Source organism: Ancylobacter mangrovi, assembly GCF_024752355.1.
Lineage (GTDB): Bacteria > Pseudomonadota > Alphaproteobacteria > Rhizobiales > Xanthobacteraceae > Ancylobacter > Ancylobacter mangrovi.
This window is the reverse complement of sequence record NZ_JANTHZ010000001.1, coordinates 41,869-60,466: the sequence shown is the minus strand read 5'-3', so window position 1 is coordinate 60,466 and position 18,598 is coordinate 41,869. Positions and strand designations below refer to the sequence as shown.

Annotated in this window: 14 protein-coding genes; 5 read left to right on the top strand and 9 right to left on the bottom strand. The window is 68.8% G+C overall.

All coding sequences use genetic code 11. From position 1 onward, the window contains the following. Positions 1-274: 274 nt before the first annotated feature. From NVS89_RS00295 to NVS89_RS00280, 4 genes are all read left to right on the top strand, one after another. Positions 275-1,297: an amino acid ABC transporter substrate-binding protein gene (locus NVS89_RS00295; protein ID WP_258730449.1), complete on the top strand. Its 1,023-nt coding sequence runs from the start codon at positions 275-277 to the stop codon at positions 1,295-1,297. Between the two features lie 113 nt (positions 1,298-1,410). Beyond that, the gene (locus NVS89_RS00290; protein WP_258730448.1) at positions 1,411-2,601 is read left to right on the top strand and encodes an amino acid ABC transporter permease; all 1,191 of its coding nucleotides are present in this window, start codon (positions 1,411-1,413) and stop codon (positions 2,599-2,601) included. A 10-nt stretch (positions 2,602-2,611) separates the two neighbouring features. Then, a complete protein-coding gene (locus NVS89_RS00285) occupies positions 2,612-3,988 on the top strand; it encodes an amino acid ABC transporter permease (RefSeq protein WP_258730447.1) in 1,377 nt (458 codons plus the stop codon). 43 nt (positions 3,989-4,031) lie between these two features. After that, entirely contained in the window at positions 4,032-4,829 is a 798-nt protein-coding gene (locus NVS89_RS00280; protein WP_258730446.1) for an amino acid ABC transporter ATP-binding protein, read from the top strand. 77 nt (positions 4,830-4,906) lie between these two features. Here the strand turns inward: NVS89_RS00280 and sseA are convergent, their stop codons facing one another. From sseA to NVS89_RS00260, 4 genes are all read right to left on the bottom strand, one after another. Continuing rightward, positions 4,907-5,755: a 3-mercaptopyruvate sulfurtransferase gene (gene sseA / locus NVS89_RS00275; protein WP_258730445.1), complete on the bottom strand. Its 849-nt coding sequence runs from the start codon at positions 5,753-5,755 to the stop codon at positions 4,907-4,909. Between the two features lie 30 nt (positions 5,756-5,785). After that, complete coding sequence (locus NVS89_RS00270; protein WP_258730444.1) at positions 5,786-6,502, bottom strand: alanyl-tRNA editing protein; 717 nt, start codon at positions 6,500-6,502, stop codon at positions 5,786-5,788. Beyond that, entirely contained in the window at positions 6,502-7,533 is a 1,032-nt protein-coding gene (locus NVS89_RS00265) for a cysteine synthase A (RefSeq protein ID WP_258730443.1), read from the bottom strand. Before NVS89_RS00265 ends, NVS89_RS00270 begins: the two co-directional genes overlap by 1 nt. A gap of 77 nt (positions 7,534-7,610) precedes the next feature. Further along, positions 7,611-9,059 (bottom strand): cryptochrome/photolyase family protein, encoded by a 1,449-nt coding sequence (locus NVS89_RS00260; RefSeq protein ID WP_258730442.1) that lies wholly within the window; start codon positions 9,057-9,059, stop codon positions 7,611-7,613. Positions 9,060-9,246: 187 nt separating this feature from the next. Between NVS89_RS00260 and NVS89_RS00255 the strand changes: the two genes are divergently transcribed. Then, the gene (locus tag NVS89_RS00255; protein WP_258730441.1) at positions 9,247-10,062 is read left to right on the top strand and encodes an SDR family NAD(P)-dependent oxidoreductase; all 816 of its coding nucleotides are present in this window, start codon (positions 9,247-9,249) and stop codon (positions 10,060-10,062) included. Positions 10,063-10,090: 28 nt separating this feature from the next. Here NVS89_RS00255 and NVS89_RS00250 read toward each other — a convergent pair whose 3' ends face one another. From NVS89_RS00250 to NVS89_RS00230, 5 genes are all read right to left on the bottom strand, one after another. Then, positions 10,091-14,368, bottom strand: coding sequence for a translocation/assembly module TamB domain-containing protein (locus tag NVS89_RS00250; RefSeq protein ID WP_258730440.1), 4,278 nt, complete (start codon positions 14,366-14,368; stop codon positions 10,091-10,093). Next, positions 14,368-16,335, bottom strand: a complete 1,968-nt coding sequence (locus NVS89_RS00245) for an autotransporter assembly complex protein TamA (RefSeq protein ID WP_258730439.1) — start codon at positions 16,333-16,335, stop codon at positions 14,368-14,370. The genes NVS89_RS00250 and NVS89_RS00245 overlap by 1 nt, the downstream gene beginning before the upstream one ends. Positions 16,336-16,652: 317 nt before the next feature. Further along, positions 16,653-16,943: a hypothetical protein gene (locus tag NVS89_RS00240; protein WP_258730437.1), complete on the bottom strand. Its 291-nt coding sequence runs from the start codon at positions 16,941-16,943 to the stop codon at positions 16,653-16,655. Between the two features lie 159 nt (positions 16,944-17,102). Then, on the bottom strand, positions 17,103-17,744 hold the full coding sequence (gene parA / locus NVS89_RS00235; protein ID WP_258730436.1) for a ParA family partition ATPase: 642 nt from the start codon (positions 17,742-17,744) through the stop codon (positions 17,103-17,105). Positions 17,745-17,864: 120 nt separating this feature from the next. After that, on the bottom strand, positions 17,865-18,575 hold the full coding sequence (locus NVS89_RS00230) for a L,D-transpeptidase (RefSeq protein WP_258730435.1): 711 nt from the start codon (positions 18,573-18,575) through the stop codon (positions 17,865-17,867). Positions 18,576-18,598: the final 23 nt, after the last annotated feature.

Genomic DNA, 18,598 nt, shown 5'->3' with positions numbered 1-18,598 from the left:
CTGTCCTTTGCCTGCTACTGAAACGCCATTGAGTCTTTCCCGCGAAGTATCGTCAAGCGCTTGACCAAGCATAAATACGGCGTTCTCATGACGTTAGGTCCGCTGCGGCAGGCCAGGACGAGCGTCTCTCTGCGCTCTGTTGGACGAATGACGGATGGCGCCCGCGGAAAATGATGCGCCGGCCGGCACACGAATTGCTTCGACTTTCGCTAGCGTCAGGTGCGCCCGTTGGACCTGATGCCTCCGTCAAAACCGAAGAAAGAAGGCTAGAAACATGAAACGCCTCCTCTCCACGTTCGCCCTTGCGGGTGCTTTCGGCCTCGCGGCCGTGAGCGCTCAGGCGGCCACCAAGCTGGAACAGGTGAAGTCCAAGGGCTTCGTCCAGTGTGGCGTCAGCCAGGGCCTTCCGGGCTTCTCGAGCCCGGACGACCAGGGACATTGGACGGGCCTCGACGTGGATTTCTGCCGCGCGGTCTCCGCGGCGGTCTTCGGCGACCCTGACAAGGTGAAGTTCACGCCGCTGTCGGCGAAGGACCGCTTCACCGCGCTGCAGTCGGGCGATATCGACATCCTCTCGCGCAACACGACCTGGACCATCACCCGCGACACCTCGCTGGGCCTGAACTTCGCGGGCGTCACCTATTATGACGGCCAGGGCTTCATGATCCGCAAGGACAAGAAGGTGAACTCGGCCCTCGAGCTTTCGGGCGCCTCGGTCTGCACCCAGACCGGCACCACCACCGAGCAGAACCTCGCCGACTTCTTCCGCGCCAACAACATGACCTACGAGGTCATCGCCTTCGCCACCAATGACGAGGTGGTCAAGGCCTATGACGCGGGCCGCTGCGACGTGCTGACGACCGACCGTTCCGGCCTCGCCGGCGAGCGTCTCAAGCTCACCAACCCGGACGACCACATCGTGCTGCCGGAGATCATCTCCAAGGAGCCGCTCGGCCCGGTGGTCTCGCATGGCGACGACCAGTGGTTCGACATCGTGAAGTGGGTGCTCTACGCCCAGATCGACGCCGAGGAGCTCGGCGTGAGCTCCAAGAACGTCGACGACCAGCTCAAGTCCGCGACCAATCCCGAGATCCGCCGCCTGCTCGGCCTCGAGGGCAAGTACGGCGAGGGCATGGGCATCGACAACGCCTGGGCCTACAACATCATCAAGAGCGTGGGCAATTACGGCGAGATGTATGACCGCAACGTCGGTCCCGACACCCCCCTGAAGCTGCCGCGCGGCGTCAACGCGCTGTGGACCAAGGGCGGCATCCAGTACGGCATGCCGATCCGCTGACGTTTCGATGAAACGGGCCCCTGGTTATGCCGGGGGCCCGCCTTTCCCGGCCAAGCTGGCGCCAAGTCCGGCCCGGGCAATGATCTGGCCTCGCAAAGAGGCGAAGGGGGACCATGTCGGATATGGCCATGCCCGGCGAAGGGCAATCTAAGTCGCTATTCATCAACGACCCGAAGGTGCGCAGCATCGGCCTTCAGGTGATCGCCCTGATCGTCGTGGTCGTGCTCGGATGGATGTTCATCGACAATGCGCGCGAGAACCTCGCCGACCAGAAGATCGCCACCGGCTTCGGCTTTCTCGAGAACACCGCCGGCTTCGGCATCAACCAGACCCTGATCCCCTATACCGAGACCTCGACCTATGGCCGCGCCTTCGTGGTGGGCCTGCTCAACACCATCCTCGTCGCCGTCGTCGGCATCTTCCTTGCCACTATCATTGGCTTCATGGTCGGCGTCGGGCGACTTTCCAAGAACTTCGTGGTCCGGGCGCTCTCGACCGTCTATGTCGAGATCCTGCGCAACCTGCCGCCGCTGTTCCAGATCCTGTTCTGGTACCTCGCCGTGCTCAGCGCCCTTCCGGGGCCGCGCCAGAGCATCAGCGTGTTCGGCGAGTTCTTCCTGTCCAATCGCGGCATCTTCGCGCCCCGCCCGGTGTTCGGCGAGGGCTCCGGCCTCGTCGTGTGGGCGACCGGTGCCGCGATACTTGCCGTCGTATTGATCAACTACTGGTCGCGTGCGCGCCAGGAAGAGACCGGCCAGCGCATGCCGATGCTGCGGATCGGGCTCGCGATCCTGATCGGGCTGCCGCTGGTGGCGCTGATCGTCACCGGCTTCCCGATCAGCTTCGACCATCCCGAATTGAAGGGCTTCAACTTCGCCGGCGGCATCCGCATTATTCCCGAATTCGTGGCGTTGACCGTGGCGCTGGCGACCTACACGGCGGCGTTCATCGCGGAGAACGTGCGCGCGGGCATCCAGGCGGTGAGCCACGGCCAGACCGAGGCCGCGCATTCGCTGGGCCTGCGCAACGGCCAGACGCTGCGCCTCGTCGTCATTCCCCAGGCGATGCGGGTGATCATCCCGCCGCTGACCAGCCAGTACCTGAACCTGACCAAGAACTCCTCACTGGCGGTCGGCATCGGCTATCCCGACCTCGTCGCGGTGTTCGCCGGCACGGCGCTGAACCAGACCGGGCAGGCGATCGAGATCATCGCCATCACCATGGGCGTCTACCTGCTGCTGTCGATAATCACCTCGATCATCATGAACGCCTACAACAAGCGCGTCGCGCTCGTGGAACGGTGAGGGGGCGGCGATGAGCCTGACATTCGACGATGGAACCTTCATCCGCGCGGAGATGGAGACCCCCCTGCCGCCACCGGTGCGCAATATCGGCGTCATCGGCTGGATGCGCGAGAACCTGTTCTCGAGCGTGCTGAACACCATCCTCACCATCGTGGGCGTCGGCCTGTTCCTCCTGATCGTGCCGCCGCTCCTCCGCTTCATGGTGATCGACGCGGTATGGACCGGCGACAGCCGCGAGGCCTGCCTCGGGCCGGATGTGGGCGCGTGCTGGCCCTTCATCGGCGCGAAGTTCGGGCAGCTCATCTACGGCTTCTACCCGATCGAGGAGCGCTGGCGCCCGAACGTCGTCTTCGCCCTCGGCGCGCTGCTGCTGGTGCCGCTCTTGGTGCCGAGCTGGCCGATGAAGCGCCTGAACGCGCTGCTGTTCTTCGTCGCCTTCCCGATCGTCGCCTTCGTGCTGCTGACGGGCGGCAACATCGACGCCTCGGCCTTCCTGTTCGAGCGCTTCGGGCTGATCCACCTGATCGTCGGCGACGTCACCATCGCCGGGATCAACATCGCCTTCTGGGTGGACTACATCCTGACCGCGATCGTGGTGGCGCTGCTGGTCGGGGCGGTGATCGGCGTGATCGGGGGCAGCGCGCCCTCGGCGGCCCGTAACACGCTGATGGTGTTCGCCGCCTTCGGCGTGCTGGTGCTGATCTGGGACATCGATTTCGGCCTGCCTTACGTGGAGACGCGCCAGTGGGGCGGGCTGCTGGTGACGCTGGTGATCGCGGTCACCGGCATCGTGGCCTCGCTGCCGCTCGGCATCGCGCTCGCGCTCGGGCGCCGCTCGACCATGCCGATCGTGCGGCTGCTGTCCATCGTGTTCATCGAGTTCTGGCGCGGCGTGCCGCTGATCACGGTGCTGTTCTTCGCCACCTACATGCTGCCGCTGTTCCTGCCGGCGGGTGCCAACCCGGACGGGCTGCTGCGCGCGCTGGTCGGCGTCGCGCTGTTCTCGGCCGCCTACATGGCCGAGGTGGTGCGCGGCGGGCTCCAGGCCATCCCCAAGGGCCAGTATGAGGGCGCCATGGCGATGGGCCTCACCTGGAGCCAGATGATGCGCCTCATCATCCTCCCGCAGGCGCTGACGCTGGTGATCCCGGGCATCGTGAACAGCTTCATCAGCCTGTTCAAGGACACGACGCTGGTGCTCATCGTGTCGATCTTCGACTTCCTGGGCCAGCTTCGCGCCTCCTTCACCGACCCGAACTGGGCCAGCCCGGTGACGCTCTATACGGGCTTCGCCTTTGCCGGCCTGATCTATTTCTTCTTCTGCTTCGGCATGTCACGCTACTCGCTCTTCGTGGAGCGGCGGCTGAACACCTCCCACCGGCACTGACGCCGACCACGCCTCTGGCGTTAAACGACGGAGAACCTGTCCAATGAGCGAATCCCACTCCATCGTGCCGGACGCCCAACTGCACGCGGTGCATACGGCCCCCGGCCACGAGGTCGCGGTCGAGCTGGTCGGCGTCCACAAATGGTACGGCGAGTTCCATGTCCTTAAGGACATCAACCTCAAGGTGAAGCGCGGCGAGCGCATCGTCATCTGCGGGCCGTCGGGCTCCGGCAAGTCGACCATGATCCGCTGCATCAACCGGCTGGAGGAACACCAGCAGGGCACGATCGTGGTCGACGGCATCGAGCTGACCGACGACCTCAAGCGGATCGACGAGATCCGGCGCGAGGTCGGCATGTGCTTCCAGCACTTCAACCTGTTCCCGCACCTCACCATTCTCGAGAACTGCACGCTGGCGCCGATCTGGGTCCGCAAGATGCCCAAGAAGGACGCGGAGGAGCTGGCGATGCACTTCCTCACCAAGGTGAAGATCCCCGAGCAGGCGAACAAGTATCCCGGCCAGCTCTCCGGCGGCCAGCAGCAGCGCGTCGCCATCGCCCGCGCGCTGTGCATGAAGCCGAAGATCATGCTGTTCGATGAGCCGACCTCCGCGCTCGACCCGGAGATGGTGAAGGAGGTGCTGGAGACCATGGTCAGCCTCGCCGAGGAAGGCATGACCATGCTGTGCGTGACCCATGAGATGGGCTTCGCCCGTCAGGTCGCGAACCGGGTCATCTTCATGGATGCCGGCCAGATCATCGAGATGAACGAGCCCGAGGCGTTCTTCTCCAACCCGCAGCACGAGCGCACCAAGCTGTTCCTCAGCCAGATCCTGCACTGAGCGGGCGAGGCGCCGACAAGCAAACGGCCGGTCCGCGAGCGCGGCCGGCCGTTTTCGTCAGGGGCGGGGAAGGCGCGTCAGAAGACCGGGCCGGTGGCGACCGGCTTGGTGGACGAGCCCCATTCGGTCCAGGAGCCGTCATAGAGCGCCTTGGGCTGGGCGCCGATGCTCTCCAACGCCAGCCACAATATGGCGGCCGTCACGCCGGAGCCGCAGCTCGTGATCATCGGCAGGCCGGGATCGATGCCCGCCGCCGCCACCGCAGCGCGGACCGTCTGCGGATCGACGAGATGCCCGTCCTTCACCATCTTCGAGGCCGGCACGTTGCGCGAACCGGGAATATGGCCGGCGCGCACGCCGGGGCGCAGCTCGGGCGTGTCGCCGCGGAAACGGTCGGGCGAGCGCGCGTCGAGCACCTGGGCGGTGCCGCCGGCGATCGCCTTCGCCACGTCGTCCATGCTGGCGACCCAGGCGCGGTCGAGCTTCGCCTCGAAATGCGAGGGCAGGTGCTTGACGTCGCCGCTCTCGACCGGGTGTCCCTCGGCCTGCCATTTCGGGAAGCCGCCGTCGAGGATGACGACGTCGATGGCGCCGAAGGCGCGCAGCGTCCACCACACGCGCGGCGCCGAGAACAGGCCCTCGGTGTCGTAGACGACGATCTTCATCAGCCGGCCGATGCCGAGCGATTCCATCGCCGCCGAGAAGGCGATCTCCGACGGCAGCATGTGCGGCAGCGGGCTGGCCGCATCGGCGATGGCCTCGATGTCGAAGAACACCGCGCCGGGAATATGCGCCTGACGGTACTCGTCATGCGGTTTCCGGCCCGCCGCCGGCAGGTGCCACGAACCGTCGACGATGACGAGGTTTGGTGCGCCCAGATGGGCGGCCAGCCATTCGGTGGAGACAAAGTGACTGTCACTGGACATGGTGGAACTCCAGGGTTTCGGGCGTGAGGCTCACGCCCAGGCCAGCCGCACGCGGCGGTTCTGCTGGCCCTTCTTTTCGATCTTGGTGACCTGCACCGGCCCGATCTCGGCCAGGCTGCGCACATGGGTGCCGCCGCAGGGCTGCAGGTCCAGCCCCGCGATCTCGACGAGGCGCACCCGCCCCGTGCCCATGGGCGGCTTGACCGACATGGTCTTGACGAGGCCGGGATTGGCGATGAGCTCCTCGTCGCTGATCCAGCGCTCGCTCACCTGCGCGCCGGTGGCGATCATCTCGTTGACCCGGGCGGTGATCTCGTCCTTGTCGAGCCCGGCCTCGCGGATGTCGAAGTCGAGCCGGCTCTCCTCCTCGCCGATCGAGCCGCCCGTCACCGGGTAGGGCAGGGCGACGGAGAGAAGATGCAGCGCCGTGTGCATGCGCATGCGCTTGTGGCGGGTCGGCCAGTCGAGACGCAGCGTCACGGCCTCGCCGGCCTCGGGCTTCGCCGCGTCGGTGAAGGCCGGCACGTGGATCACGTTGGCCTTGTCCGGCCCGTAGACGGCGGTGGCGATGGCGATCTCAGCCCCATCCGCGCGCACCAGCACGCCGCGGTCGCCCGGCTGGCCGCCGGCGGTGGCGTAGAACACCGTGCGGTCGAGGACGATGCCGCCCTCCGGCGTCACTTCGACCACGGTGGCCGGGGTCTCGGCGAGATAGGCGTCGTCGCGGAACAGGAGAGCGGTCGTCATCACACCAGAACGTTCGGCAGCTCGATCTTGCGCTCCAGCCAGCCCGGCACGGGCAGGCCCTTCTCACGCAGGAAGGTGGGGTTGAAGAGCTTGGATTGGTAGCGGGTGCCGTAGTCGCAAAGCACGGTCACGATGGTGTGGCCGGGCCCGAGCTCCTTGGCGAGGTGGATCGCGCCGGCGACGTTGATGCCGGACGAGCCGCCGAGGCACAGGCCTTCATGCTCGAGGAGATCGAACACGATCTGCACCGCTTCCGAGTCCGGGATGCGGTAGGCGAGGTCGATCGGTGCGTCCTTGAGGTTCTCGGTGATGCGCCCCTGGCCGATGCCCTCGGTGATGGAGGAGCCCTCCGACTTCAGCTCGCCGGTCGTGTAGTAGCTGTAGAGCGCGGCGCCGAACGGGTCGGCGAGCGCGATCTTGATGTGGGCGTTGCGCTCCTTCAGCGCCATCGCGGTGCCCGCCAGCGTGCCGCCGGTGCCCACCGCCGCGACGAAGCCGGCGACCTCGCCCTCGGTCTGGTCCCAGATCTCCGGGCCGGTGGTTTCGACATGGGCCTGCCGGTTGGCAACGTTGTCGAACTGGTTGGCCCAGATCGCCCCGTTCGGCTCGGTCTTGGCGAGTGCCTCGGCGAGGCGGCCGGAGACCTTCACGTAGTTGTTGGGGTTGGCATAGGCGACCGCGGGCACCTCCACCAGCGTGGCGCCGGCGAGCCGCAGCATGTCCTTCTTTTCCTGGCTCTGGGTCTCGGGAATGACGATCACCGAGCGGAAGCCGAGCGCATTGCCGACCAGCGCGAGGCCGATGCCGGTATTGCCCGCCGTGCCCTCGACGACGACGCCACCCGGCCGCAGCGTGCCCCGCGCGACCGCGTCCTGGATGATGTACAGGGCGGCGCGGTCCTTCACAGACTGACCGGGATTGAGGAACTCGGCCTTGCCGAGAATGGTGCAGCCCGTCATCTCGGAGGCGCGCTGGAGCTTGATGAGCGGCGTGTTGCCGATGGCCTCGACAAGGCCGTTCTTGATGTTCATGAGAATACGACGCGTGGCGTTTTAAAGGATTCACGACGTTAGTCGCGCCGGTGGGGATCGGCAACCGCCGCCTGTCCTCAATCCTTGCCCAGCCGCTGGAAACGCTCGAGCGCACGGCGGCGGGCGGTGTCGAGATCGAGCGCCGGGCGCGGATAGGTCTCGCCGAGGACGATTCCCGCCTTGTGCAGCACCTCTTCCGGCGCCTGCCACGGCTTGTGGATCACCTTTGCGGGAAGAGCCGCGATCTCGGGCACGAAACGGCGGATATAGGCGCCGTCCGGGTCGAACTTCTCGCCCTGCAGCACCGGATTGAAGATGCGGAAATAGGGCGCGGCGTCGGCGCCGCTGCCGGCGACCCACTGCCAGCTCGCGGGATTGTTGGCCGGATCGGCGTCGACCAGCGTGTCCCAGAACCATTCCTCGCCGCGCCGCCAGTCCACCAGCCCCTGCTTGATGAGCAGCGAGGCGGCGATCATGCGCACGCGATTGTGCATCCAGCCCGTCTGCCAGAGTTGGCGCATGCCGGCATCGACGATCGGAAAGCCGGTGAGGCCCCGCTGCCAGGCGCGCTCGAACGCGGCGTCGCTCTGCCAGGCGAAGCCGTCGAAGCGGGCGTTGAAGTTGCGCGTCGCGAGGTCCGGATTGTGGAACAGCAGGTGGTAGGAGAATTCGCGCCAGTAGAGCTCGCTGAGGAACTTCTCGACATCGGCGGACCGCGCCTCGCCGCTCGCCTCCGCATGCAGGAGCGCGGCGCGTATCTGGTGCGGCGAGATGTTGCCGGCGCGCAGATAGGGCGAGAGCCGCGAGGTGTTCTCGCGGTCGGGCCGGTCGCGGCCGGCGGCATAGCCGTCGATTCCGTCCTCCAGGAAGCGTTCCAGCGCGGCGCGGGCGCCGGCCTCGCCCGGTGTCCAGGTGGCGCGCAGCCCGCCGGCCCAGTCCGCCGCCCGCGGCTCGAGCCGCCAGTCCTCGATCCTGTCGCCGGCGGGGGGCTCGGCCCAGTGCCAGCGGGCATGGCTCGCGGCGAGCGGCTGGCGCACCTCGCGACCCCGTGCGGCGCGGTAGAACGGCGTGAAGACGCGATAGACGCCGTCCTCGCGGGTCAGCACCGTCCAGGGCTCGTGCAGCAGGGTGGCGCTGAAGCTCTCGGTCTCGATGCCCTCGTCGCGAAGGGCGGCCTTCAGCGCCGTGTCGGTCGCGACCCCGGCGCTGTCATAGCGCCGGTTCCAGTAGACCGCGCCGGCTCCCGTCTCGCGCACGAGCGCGGGCAGGATCTCGCGCGCATCGCCGCGGCGCAGCGTCAGCGTGCCGCCGTGCCGGGCGAGGTCGCGGGCGAGGGCGGCGAGCGAACGGCCGAGCCACCAGCGCGCCGCGCCGCCGGGCGGGCGGATGTCCGGGCCTTCTTCCAGCACATGGAGCAACACCAGCGGGCGGACGCTGCGCCGCGCGGCGTCGAGGGCGGGATTGTCGGCGAGCCGCTGGTCGTCGCGGAGCCAGACCAGGGCGGGGCGGGCGGCGGGAGCGTTCATCGCGCACCTTCTGTGGAAGCGGACGAGACCGCTTTTACGATCAGGATCCTGGCGCGGATCACGCCGCCCGGCAGCAGATAGTTCGTGCCCTCCGGTCGAGAAGGGCAGGCCCCATGGCATTTTTTATATGATGATGATAATGTAAAAGCATCTTGGGCATGCCGCCCGTCGAACATTGGAGATCCTCATGAATTCCCAGTCACTTGGAACCGCCGTCGTCACCGGCGCCTCGTCCGGGATCGGCCGCAGCTACGCCACCCAGCTCGCGCGCAAGGGCTACGATCTCGTCCTTGTCGCCCGCAATCGCGGGCGGCTGGAGGCGCTGGCGGGCGAACTCGCAACCGCTTCGCCCGGCCGCAGCTTCGAAGTGCTGGTGGCCGATCTCGAAAGCGCGGCGGACGTCACCGCGCTCGCTGATCGCATCGCCGGCGACCCGGCCATCACCCTGCTGGTCAACAATGCCGGCGCCGGCACGGAGGGCCCGGTGATCGGCGCCGATGTCGCCAAGATCGACGCCATGGTCCAGCTCAACGTGGTGGCGCTGAGCCGGCTGGCGGTGGCGGCGGCCAATGCCTTCGCGGCCCGCGGGCGCGGCACGCTGGTCAACATCGCCTCGGTGGTGGCGCTGATGCCGGAGAACCTTCTCGGCGCCTACAGCGCGACCAAGGCTTACGTGCTGGCGCTGACCCAGTCGCTGCACAACGAGCTGAAGGACGGCCCGGTGCGGCTTCAGGCGGTTCTGCCGGGGCTCACCCGCACCGAGTTCTTCGATCGTTCGGGGCTCAATATCGCGTCCTATCCGCCGGAGATGATGATGGAGGTGGACGAACTGGTCGCCGCCGCCCTCGCCGGGCTCGAGATGGGCGAGGTGATCACCATCCCCTCGCTGCCGGATGCCGGTGCCTGGGACGCGCTGGTCGCCGCCCGCATGGCGATACTGCCGAACGTGTCGCGCGATCACGCGGCGGCGCGCTACGGGCTGAAGGCCGAGGCGGCCGAATAGCCGCGCAAACCGGTGGCCGGTGCGGCGCTCAGTAGTCCCACTGGGCGCCGATGCCGACCTCGGCCGCGCCGCTGGCGCTGGTCGCGCCCTGCAGCTTGATGTTGCGGGTGACGTCGATGTCGACCGTCACGCGGCTCGAATTCGACGAGGTGCCCTGGCGCACGCCGAGATAGATGTTGTCGTTCAGCCGGCGGCCGAGACCGACCTGTCCGCCCCTGCCGGTCGAGTCGGCGCCGACGTCGAGATTGTCGACCCCGAGCGAGCGCCGCACGCTGTCGAGCACGGTGCCGCCGCCGGAGAACTGGGCGACGATCTGCGCGAGTTGGATCGCCTGGCTGGCGTTGAGCGCGCCGGCATTGCGCCCGAACAGCAGCCGCGAGAGCACTTCGTCCTGCGGCAGGGTGGGCGTCGAGGTGAAGGTGATGTCGGGCTGCGAGGCGGGCCCGGAGATGAGCACGCGGGCGGTGATGTCCTGCGCCGTGGTTTCGGCCACGAAGTCGAGCTCGGGGTCGGTGTTGCCGGTGAAGGTGATGCGCCCGCGGGTGAAGGTGAGCCGGCGCGAGCCGAGTTCGAAGGTGCCGCGGCGCATCTCGAACGCGCCGTTGGTCACCGGCGCGTGGCTGGTGCCGGTGAGGCGAAGCTCGCCGCCGAGCTGGGCGTCGACGCCCATGCCGCGCACGAACACGGTGTTGTTGGGCGCGGCGATCACGAGGTCGAGCGGCATGCCGCCGCTGCTCGGGCCGCTGGCGGTCGCCTCCGACGGGCGTGCCGGATGCGCCTGCCGGTACTTCTGGCTGGCGTTGACGTGACGCACGTCGAGGTCCTGCACGCCGCCGGGGAAGCGGTCCGGGATGCTGATGTCGAGCGCGCGCAGCGTGATGCGGCCGGTGATGCGTGGATCGCGCAGGAACGCGCCCTCGACGCTGAGCGGCCCCTCGGCGACGAGGCGCATCAGGTCGCTGTTGACCAGCGCCGCGTTGCTGAGCGTCAGGTCGATCTTGCCCGGCAGGCCGGCAGCGGGATCGAGCGCGACATTGCCGCGCCCGGTCACCGTGCCGCCATTGGAGGTGCGGGCGGAGAAGGAGGTGAGGGTGACCGAGCGCTCGGTGCCGGTGATCACCGCCTCGATGCGGTCGAGCGACACGCCGTTGACCGCGTCGTCGAAGCGCCCGCCGCTGATGCGCACCGTGCCGCCCGCGCGCGGGGCGGCGGCGGTGCCGCGCAGCGTGGCGTCGATATTGGCGTTGCCGGTGAGGCGCGCGCCGGTGGTGCCGAGCAGCGGGTTGATGATGGCGAGATCGATGGCCCCGCGGATGGCGAGGTCGAGATTGCCGCCCGCGATCGGCACCGAGCCGTTCACGGTGACGCCGCGCAGATTGCGGCCGCTGATGGTGGAGGTGATGCTGGCGCGGCCATTGGCGAGGTTGCCGTTGGCGGCGATGTCGAACGGGCCGGCGCCGGCATTGGCGATGTCCGGGCTGCTGAGCCGGGAGACCGTGACCTGGTAGTTGCCGGTCGGCGCGCTCGCCGTGCCGGTCACGCGCGCCGTGGCGGCCAGCGTGCCGGTAAGGCCGAGGCCGGGCACCGCCATGTCGGCCAGCGAAAGCGGCAGGGCGCGGATGTCGACCGACAGGTCGAGCGTCTGCCCCGCCTTGCCCGAGACCGTGGCACTGCCGCTGCCGGCGGTCAGCGCCAGCTTGTCGATGCTGACCGAGCCGTCGGCGACCGTGAAGGTGACAGGCTGGGTGGTGCGGATCGTGACCTTGCCGCGCGTCGCGTTCAGCGTGTCGAGGCGCAGCCGCGCGCCGTTATTGTCGAGCGGGTCGAGCCGGCCGGCGGTGTTCAGCCGCACGCCCTGCGCCTGCGCGTCGAGGGTCAGGTCGGTGCCGGCCGTGCTGCCCTTGGCGTTGAGCTTGGCGCTTTCGATCACCACACCCGAGACGTCCACGGCAGCGAGGTCCACCGTGCCGTTGATCAGTGGCACGCGGGCGGGATCGACGACGGTGGCGTCGATCTTCGCCGTGCCCACGCGCTGGCCGGCGAAGCGTACATCGGCGGCGTCGGCCTTCACGGCGACGCGCTGGCGCCCGTCCGCCGCGTCGAGCGTCACGTCGGCGTCGAGCCGCCCCGACGCCTCGGTGAGCGTCAGTGCCGAGATGTCAGCGAGGTTGCCCGCCTTCACCGCGAGCGTGCCGGTGACGAGATTGCTCGGCGCCAGCGCCACGTCGCCGCGCGCGGTCACCGAGCCGATGGCGATGTCGAGGCCGGTGAGGCGGCGCGTGTCGTCGGCGAGCGTCTCGAGGCTGCCGGCGCCGGTCGCCGGCTTGCCCGCCACATCGCCCGAAAGCTGGAAGCGGCCGCCGACCTTGCCGGTCAGGTCGGTGGCGGTCACGTCGAGGGCGAGGTCCTTGATCGGGTGGTCCATCGCCCGGCCGTCCGGGATCGAGATCTTCGCCGTCACGCCGAGATTCTCCAGCGTGCCGGAGAAGGCGGCGTCGGCGTCGAGCGCGCCGGAGACGCGTGGGTCGAGCCGCGCGAGATTGTCGAGCGTGAGCTTGGCCTTGAGGTCGGCGAGGTCGGTCGCGACCCGCCCGTCGAGGACGAGGGCGAGGCCCTGCGCATTCACCTTCAGCTCGTTGACGGAGATCGCGTTCTCGCCGTCGCGGGCGAGCGCGCCGTCGATGCTGAGCCCGCCGCCGATCAGCCCGTCGAGCTGGGCGAGCCCGGTGGCGAGCTTGTCGGCGTTGCCCTTCACGGTGAGCGACAGCCGGCTGAGGTCGGTGGTGCCGTCCACATCCGCGTCGAGCGTGGCGACGCCCGCCAGCGGACGGCCGGCGAGCGGGCCGAAGGCGGCGAGATCGAGCCGCTCGACATTGAGCTTGCCGGCGATGGTCTGCGCGTCCGCCCGCCCGTCGAAGCGGGCCGTCAGCGCGCTGAGGCGCAGCGCGACGTCGGTGAGGACGGCATTGGCGAAATCGGGGCCCGAGGGAACGGTGGCCGCGAGACTGAAATCGCCGCTGGTGCCGAGCGCGCCGGCGACCTGCGGGTCCTCCGCGCTCAGCCCGCCGGCGGTGCCCTTGGCGGCGAGGGCGAGGGTGCCGCCAGTGCCGGGCGTGGTGGCGAAGGTGGCGTCGAGCGTCGAGGCGCCGTAGCCCATGCCCGAAAGGCCGGCAGCGGCGAGGCTGGCGTTCAGCGCGGGGGCGGCCTGCGTCCCCTCCAGCGTGCCGTTGAGCCGCATGCTCTGCCAGCTCACGCCGGGCGCGAGGGCGGAGAAGCGGGCGGCGTCGCCCACGGTGACGTCGAAGGCGAGGTCGAACACGCGCTCCGGGCTGATCGTGCCGTTGAGCGCGGCCCCGAAGCCGGCGGCGCGCGCGCTCACCTTCTCCAGCGCGACCGCCTGGTTCGGATCGACCGTGGCGGCGCCGGAAAGCTCGGTGCGGCCCTCGAACAGCGGAGCGATGTCGCCGGGCAGCAGCCGCGCGATGTCGGCGTCGAGCGCGAAGGTGATGCGATGGGCGTCGCCCACGGCGCGGATGCCCGCGACCCCGCCCGCCTCGGCGACGTCGCCGGCCTTCAGGGTGAGACGGCCGTCCCAATTGTCCAGCGGGCCGGCGCCCTTCAGCGTCGCCGCGATCTCGGGCAGGCCGTCGAGGCCGGCGGCGCGGGCGATGAGGCCGCCGGCGGGCTCGCTGGCGGCGATGTCGAGCTCGAGCCGGCTGGTCTCCGGCGCATAGGCGGCCCGGCCCTTCACGCTGCCCGGCTCGTCGAGCCGCTTGAGGTCGAAGTCGAGCGACAGGCCGCGGGCCAGCGAGGCGACGTCGGCCGAGGCCTCGAAGGACAGGCGCGCGGCATGGCCGAGCACCGGCTCGGCGATGTCGATGTCGCCGATGGCGAGCCGCGCGACCCGCACCGGCAGCGCGAAGGAGGTGCCGCCCGAGCTCTCCGACGGCGCGGCGGGTGGCAGCTCGGGCAGGCGCGCGAGCTTCAGCGCGTCGGCTTCGAGGCGCGTGACGTCGAGCGTGCGCCGCAGCAGCTCCAGCGGGCGCCAGGCGAGGCGCAGATTGTCGATCTCGGCGAAGGTGCCCTTGGCGTCGGCGGCCTCGATGCGCCCGACGCTCATGTCGAAGGGCACGAAGCCGCGAATGTCGCTGATGCCGACCTTCAGCCCTTCCGAAGAGGCGAGCGAGGAGCCGAGGCGCGCCAGCATCGCCTTGCCCGGCGGGGTCTGGATCGCGCCGAAGGCGAGCAGCACCACGCCCACGAGGGCGAGCAGGGTGATGCCGAGGACCTTCAGGAATCGCTTCATCAGAAAGCCTGCCCCAAGCTGACATAGAGCCCGAAATCGCCGTCGTCGGGCCCCGGGTTGATCGGGAAGGCGAGGTCGAGCCGCAGCGGGCCGACCGCCGTATAGTAACGCAGGCCGATGCCCGCGGAATATTTCAGCCCATCAAAGTCCGGTGTGGCCGACGAGAAGGCTGCGCCCATGTCGAAGAACGGCACGATGCCGATCGTGTCGGTGACGCGGATGCGCGCTTCCGCCGAGGCCTCGAAATAGCTGAGACCGCCGATGATGATGCCGTCCTCGTTGCGCGGGCTGATCGACTGGTAGTCGTAGCCACGCACCGAGCCGCCGCCGCCGACATAGAAGCGGCGTTGCGGCGGGACGTCGTAGATGTCGTTGGCGCCGATGACGCTGCCGCCGGCCACCCGCCCGGCGAGGATGAAGCGCTTCTCCTCGTCGAAGGCGTGGTAGGTCGAGAACGCCACATCCACCATTGTCGGCCCCGCGCCCGCGTCGCCGAGATAGGCGTAGGGCTCCGCCGTGCCGGAGAAGCGGATGCCGCGCGAGGGGTCCAGCTCGCTGTCGGTGGTGTCGTACTTCAGATAGAACGGGACGCCGACGATGCTGTAGTCGTGCGTGCCGGTGGTGTCCTCCACCTGCGACTGCTCGAGGTCGAGGCTCACCTGCAGGCTGAGCTGGTCGTTGAAGCGGTGGCGCACGCCGGCGACGAAGGTCACGGCCTCGCGCACATAGGCGTTGGTCACCTCGCGCAGCACCGCCGCGTCCGCCAGCAGGTCGTCCTGCGCGGTGTAGATGCCCGGCTTCATGAAGGATGCCGAGATCTTGTAGCCGAACGGGTCGGCGTCGGGCACGGCCTCGGGCTGCTCGCCGAACCAGGAGGCCTGCGCGTCGAGGCGCAGCGTCTCGCCGCCGCCGAACAGGTTGCGGTGGCCCCAATAGACGTCGATCAGCGAGCCGTCGGTCGAGGAATAGGAGGCCGAGAAGCCGAAATAGCGCGGCTTGCGCGGCGAGACCACGATGTCGATCGGCAGGGTGCCGTCCGGGTCGAGCTTCGAGGCCTCGTTGATGCGCACGCTGCCGATGGATTCATAGGTCAGCAGGCGCCGCCGCAGCCGGTTCAGCGCGTCCGACGAATAGGGCGTGCCGGGCGGGATCTCGATCCGCTGCTCGACGAAGCCGGGGGTGAGGAAGTCCGCGCCGGAGACGGTGAAGCGCCCGAAGGCCGCGTGCGGGCCGGGATCGACCTTCAGCGTCACGTCGAGCGTGTGCGTGGCGTGGTCGGCGACCACGTCGCGCGAGACGACGCGCGCGAAGGGGCGCGCATGCAGCCGGTAATAGTCGACGATGATGCCTTCGGAGCGCACCACCTCGGTCGCGAGCGCGGGCTCGCCGGGGCGCAGGCGCAGCTCGTTCAGCGTCGGGCCGTCGGCGAGCGGGCGTCCGCTCGAAGCGTCCAGCACGCGGATGGTGCCGAAATGGAACAGGGCGCCGGGCTGGACGTCGACCATGACCGGCACCGGGCCGCGCTTGCGGGCGGCCTCGACGATCTCGAAGATGTTCGGCGCGTCGGGCGCGTTGCCGGCGATCAGGATGCGCACCGTGCCGGCGTAATAGCCGGCCGAATAGAGCGCGGCGTTGATGTCGCGCTGGTCGGACAGCGCCCGGCGGACCAGCCCGGCCGCGCCCGAGGGAGGACGAGCCTTCAGGGTCTCGAGATTGGAGGCCGCCTCCACCTGCTTGCGCAGGTCGTTGTCGCCATGGACCTCGATCTTGACCGTATAGGGCGTGGCGTCGGCCGGCGGCGGGCCGGCATCGGCAAGGCGCTGCGGATTAAAAAGGTTCGCCAAGTCGTTGAAAAGACCCGGCTCCGTCTTCTTCTCGACGTCCGTCTCGGTGGTTGTCTGGGTCGAACTCTGGGCGCTGCCCGGATGCGGGGCGGCGAGCGTGGCGAAGGCGAGCGCAAGGAGCACGCACGGAGCGCGTCTCATTCCCCCCAGGACCCTAGCTACGCCACCCTTCAATACTCTTCATCCGACGTCAGGTTCGAACCGGCGCCTCGCACGCCGCAGCACGAAGACACGATGAAGCCGCGAACCTATCGCCACGGCAATGAATTTTCACTTTCCAAACCTAATTATAGAAGCTGATTGCCGCGATACCGTCGCTGGGTCAACCGGTCACGGGCCTGGATAACAGCGAAAAAAGGCGCGGACGTTGCCGTCCGCGCCTTTCGAAGGTCACGATCTCCGACGAAGCGGAGACGATATTCTCGCGAGGGACCTCAGCGTCAGCCGCCCTTGTGGTCCTGCTCGATCTGCTTGCCGATATAGGGCTCGACGCCCGGGCGGTACCAGTCCGGCACCGGATTCGGGTAACCGCGATAATAGGTGCCGGTCGGGCCCTGCTGCGGCACCGCGACGTTGCGGCCCTCGATGATGACCGGGGCGTGCTGCGGCACCATCTGGCGTTCGACCACGACCGGATTGCCATAGCTGTCGACGATCACGTCGGCATTGGCGGCGGCGGCGGAAAGACCCAGCGTGCCCGCGGCGGCAGCGGCGATGATGAGCTTCTTCATGTCACGTCTCCCTTCTCTAAGCGCCGGGGCAATCAGGCTGCCACAGCGGCGCGCGTTGCTGAAACAACGGGTTGGGACGGGAGAGGTTCCCCGGGAGTCGCACGGGCGGGCCATGGAATCGGCCGTGGTGGGGATCGGAAGGGGGGATCGGGAGGGCGGTCAGTCGGCGATCTGCGCGCGGATCTCCTGCGCCAGCGCGTCGACCTCGTCCGCGCCCTTGCTGCCAGGCGCGGTCTCCATCACCGTCAGCCCGTCGCCCATGCTGGCGGCGAAGGCGACGCGGTTGCCGAGGCGGGTGACGGCGGCCGGGTGGCCGAGCGCGCGGATCGCCTCGGTGATCTCCTGCGTGAGTGCCACCCGCGCCAGCGCGCGGTTGATGACGAGGAGGCTGGGAATGCCCTCCTTGGCGATCATCTCCAGCGTCGGCTGTGTCGCCCACAGGTCGATGGGGGTGGGCTGCACCGGCACCGCGACGAGGCTGGCGGCCTCGATCGCGGGACGGGATTCGATGTCGGATTTGGGCGGGGTGTCGATGACGACGAAGTCGTAGTCGCGGCCGAGGGCGCGGGCCTCGCGCCGGGCGCCCCAGCCGCTGGCGGTGCGGAAGGAAAGGCCGGTGCCGTCCTCGCCGAGCGTCTGCTCGCGCGCCTCGAACCATTCGCCGAGGCTGCCCTGGGGGTCGCAGTCCACCAGCACGACGCGCCCGCCGGCGCGCGCGAGGGCGACGGCCAGATGCGCGGCCAGCGTCGTCTTTCCCGAGCCGCCCTTCTGCTGGGCGATGGTGATGATTCGGCCGCTCATCGGTCTGGCCCCCCGCCGGCGCAGGTTTGCACTGCAGCGGGCGGGCGGCAACGATTATTCGCGGAGGGCGACCCTGCCGACGGCCGGCGGCATAGCCCCCGCCGGGTCAGGCTCCCGGCGTCAGACGCCGGCGCGCGAGCCGAGCACGACCACCTTGGTGCCCACCGCGACCCGGCTGTAGAGGTCGATGGCGTCCTGGTTGATCATGCGGATGCAGCCGGAGGAGACGTTGGTGCCGATGGTGGTGGGCTCCAGCGTTCCGTGGATGCGGTAGAGCGTGTCCTTGCCGTTCTGCCACAGATACATGGCGCGGGCGCCGAGCGGGTTGGACAGGCCGCCCGGCACGCCGATGCCGCTCTGCAGCTGGGAGAGCTGCGGCTTGATGTCGGGCCGGCGCGCGATCATTTCCTTGGGCGGGTACCAGTCCGGCCATTCCTGCTTGGAATTGATGGTCGCGGTACCCGACCAGCCGAAGCCTTCCTTGCCGACGCCGACGCCGTAGCGGATCGCCCGCCCGCCGGGCTGCACGTAGTAGAGGAAGTGCTCGCGCGGATCGATGACGATGGTGCCCGGCGGCTGGCTGGTGGTGTAGGGCACCTCGTGGCGCAGATAGACCGGGTTGATGGACGACGTGTCGAAGGCGGCGATCGTGAAGCGGTCAGGCACCTCGCCGTAATGGTCGGCGGTGTTGCCCATGCTCGCATAGCTCGACACCGAGGAAATCGGCTCCAGCGGCGCGCCGGCGGTCGTGGTCCTCTGGCATCCGCCAAGCGCCATCGCGGCTCCGGCGAGCGAGAAGCCGAGCACAGCGCGACGATCGAAACTTTTCATGATCCGCAACCCTCCAGCGATCA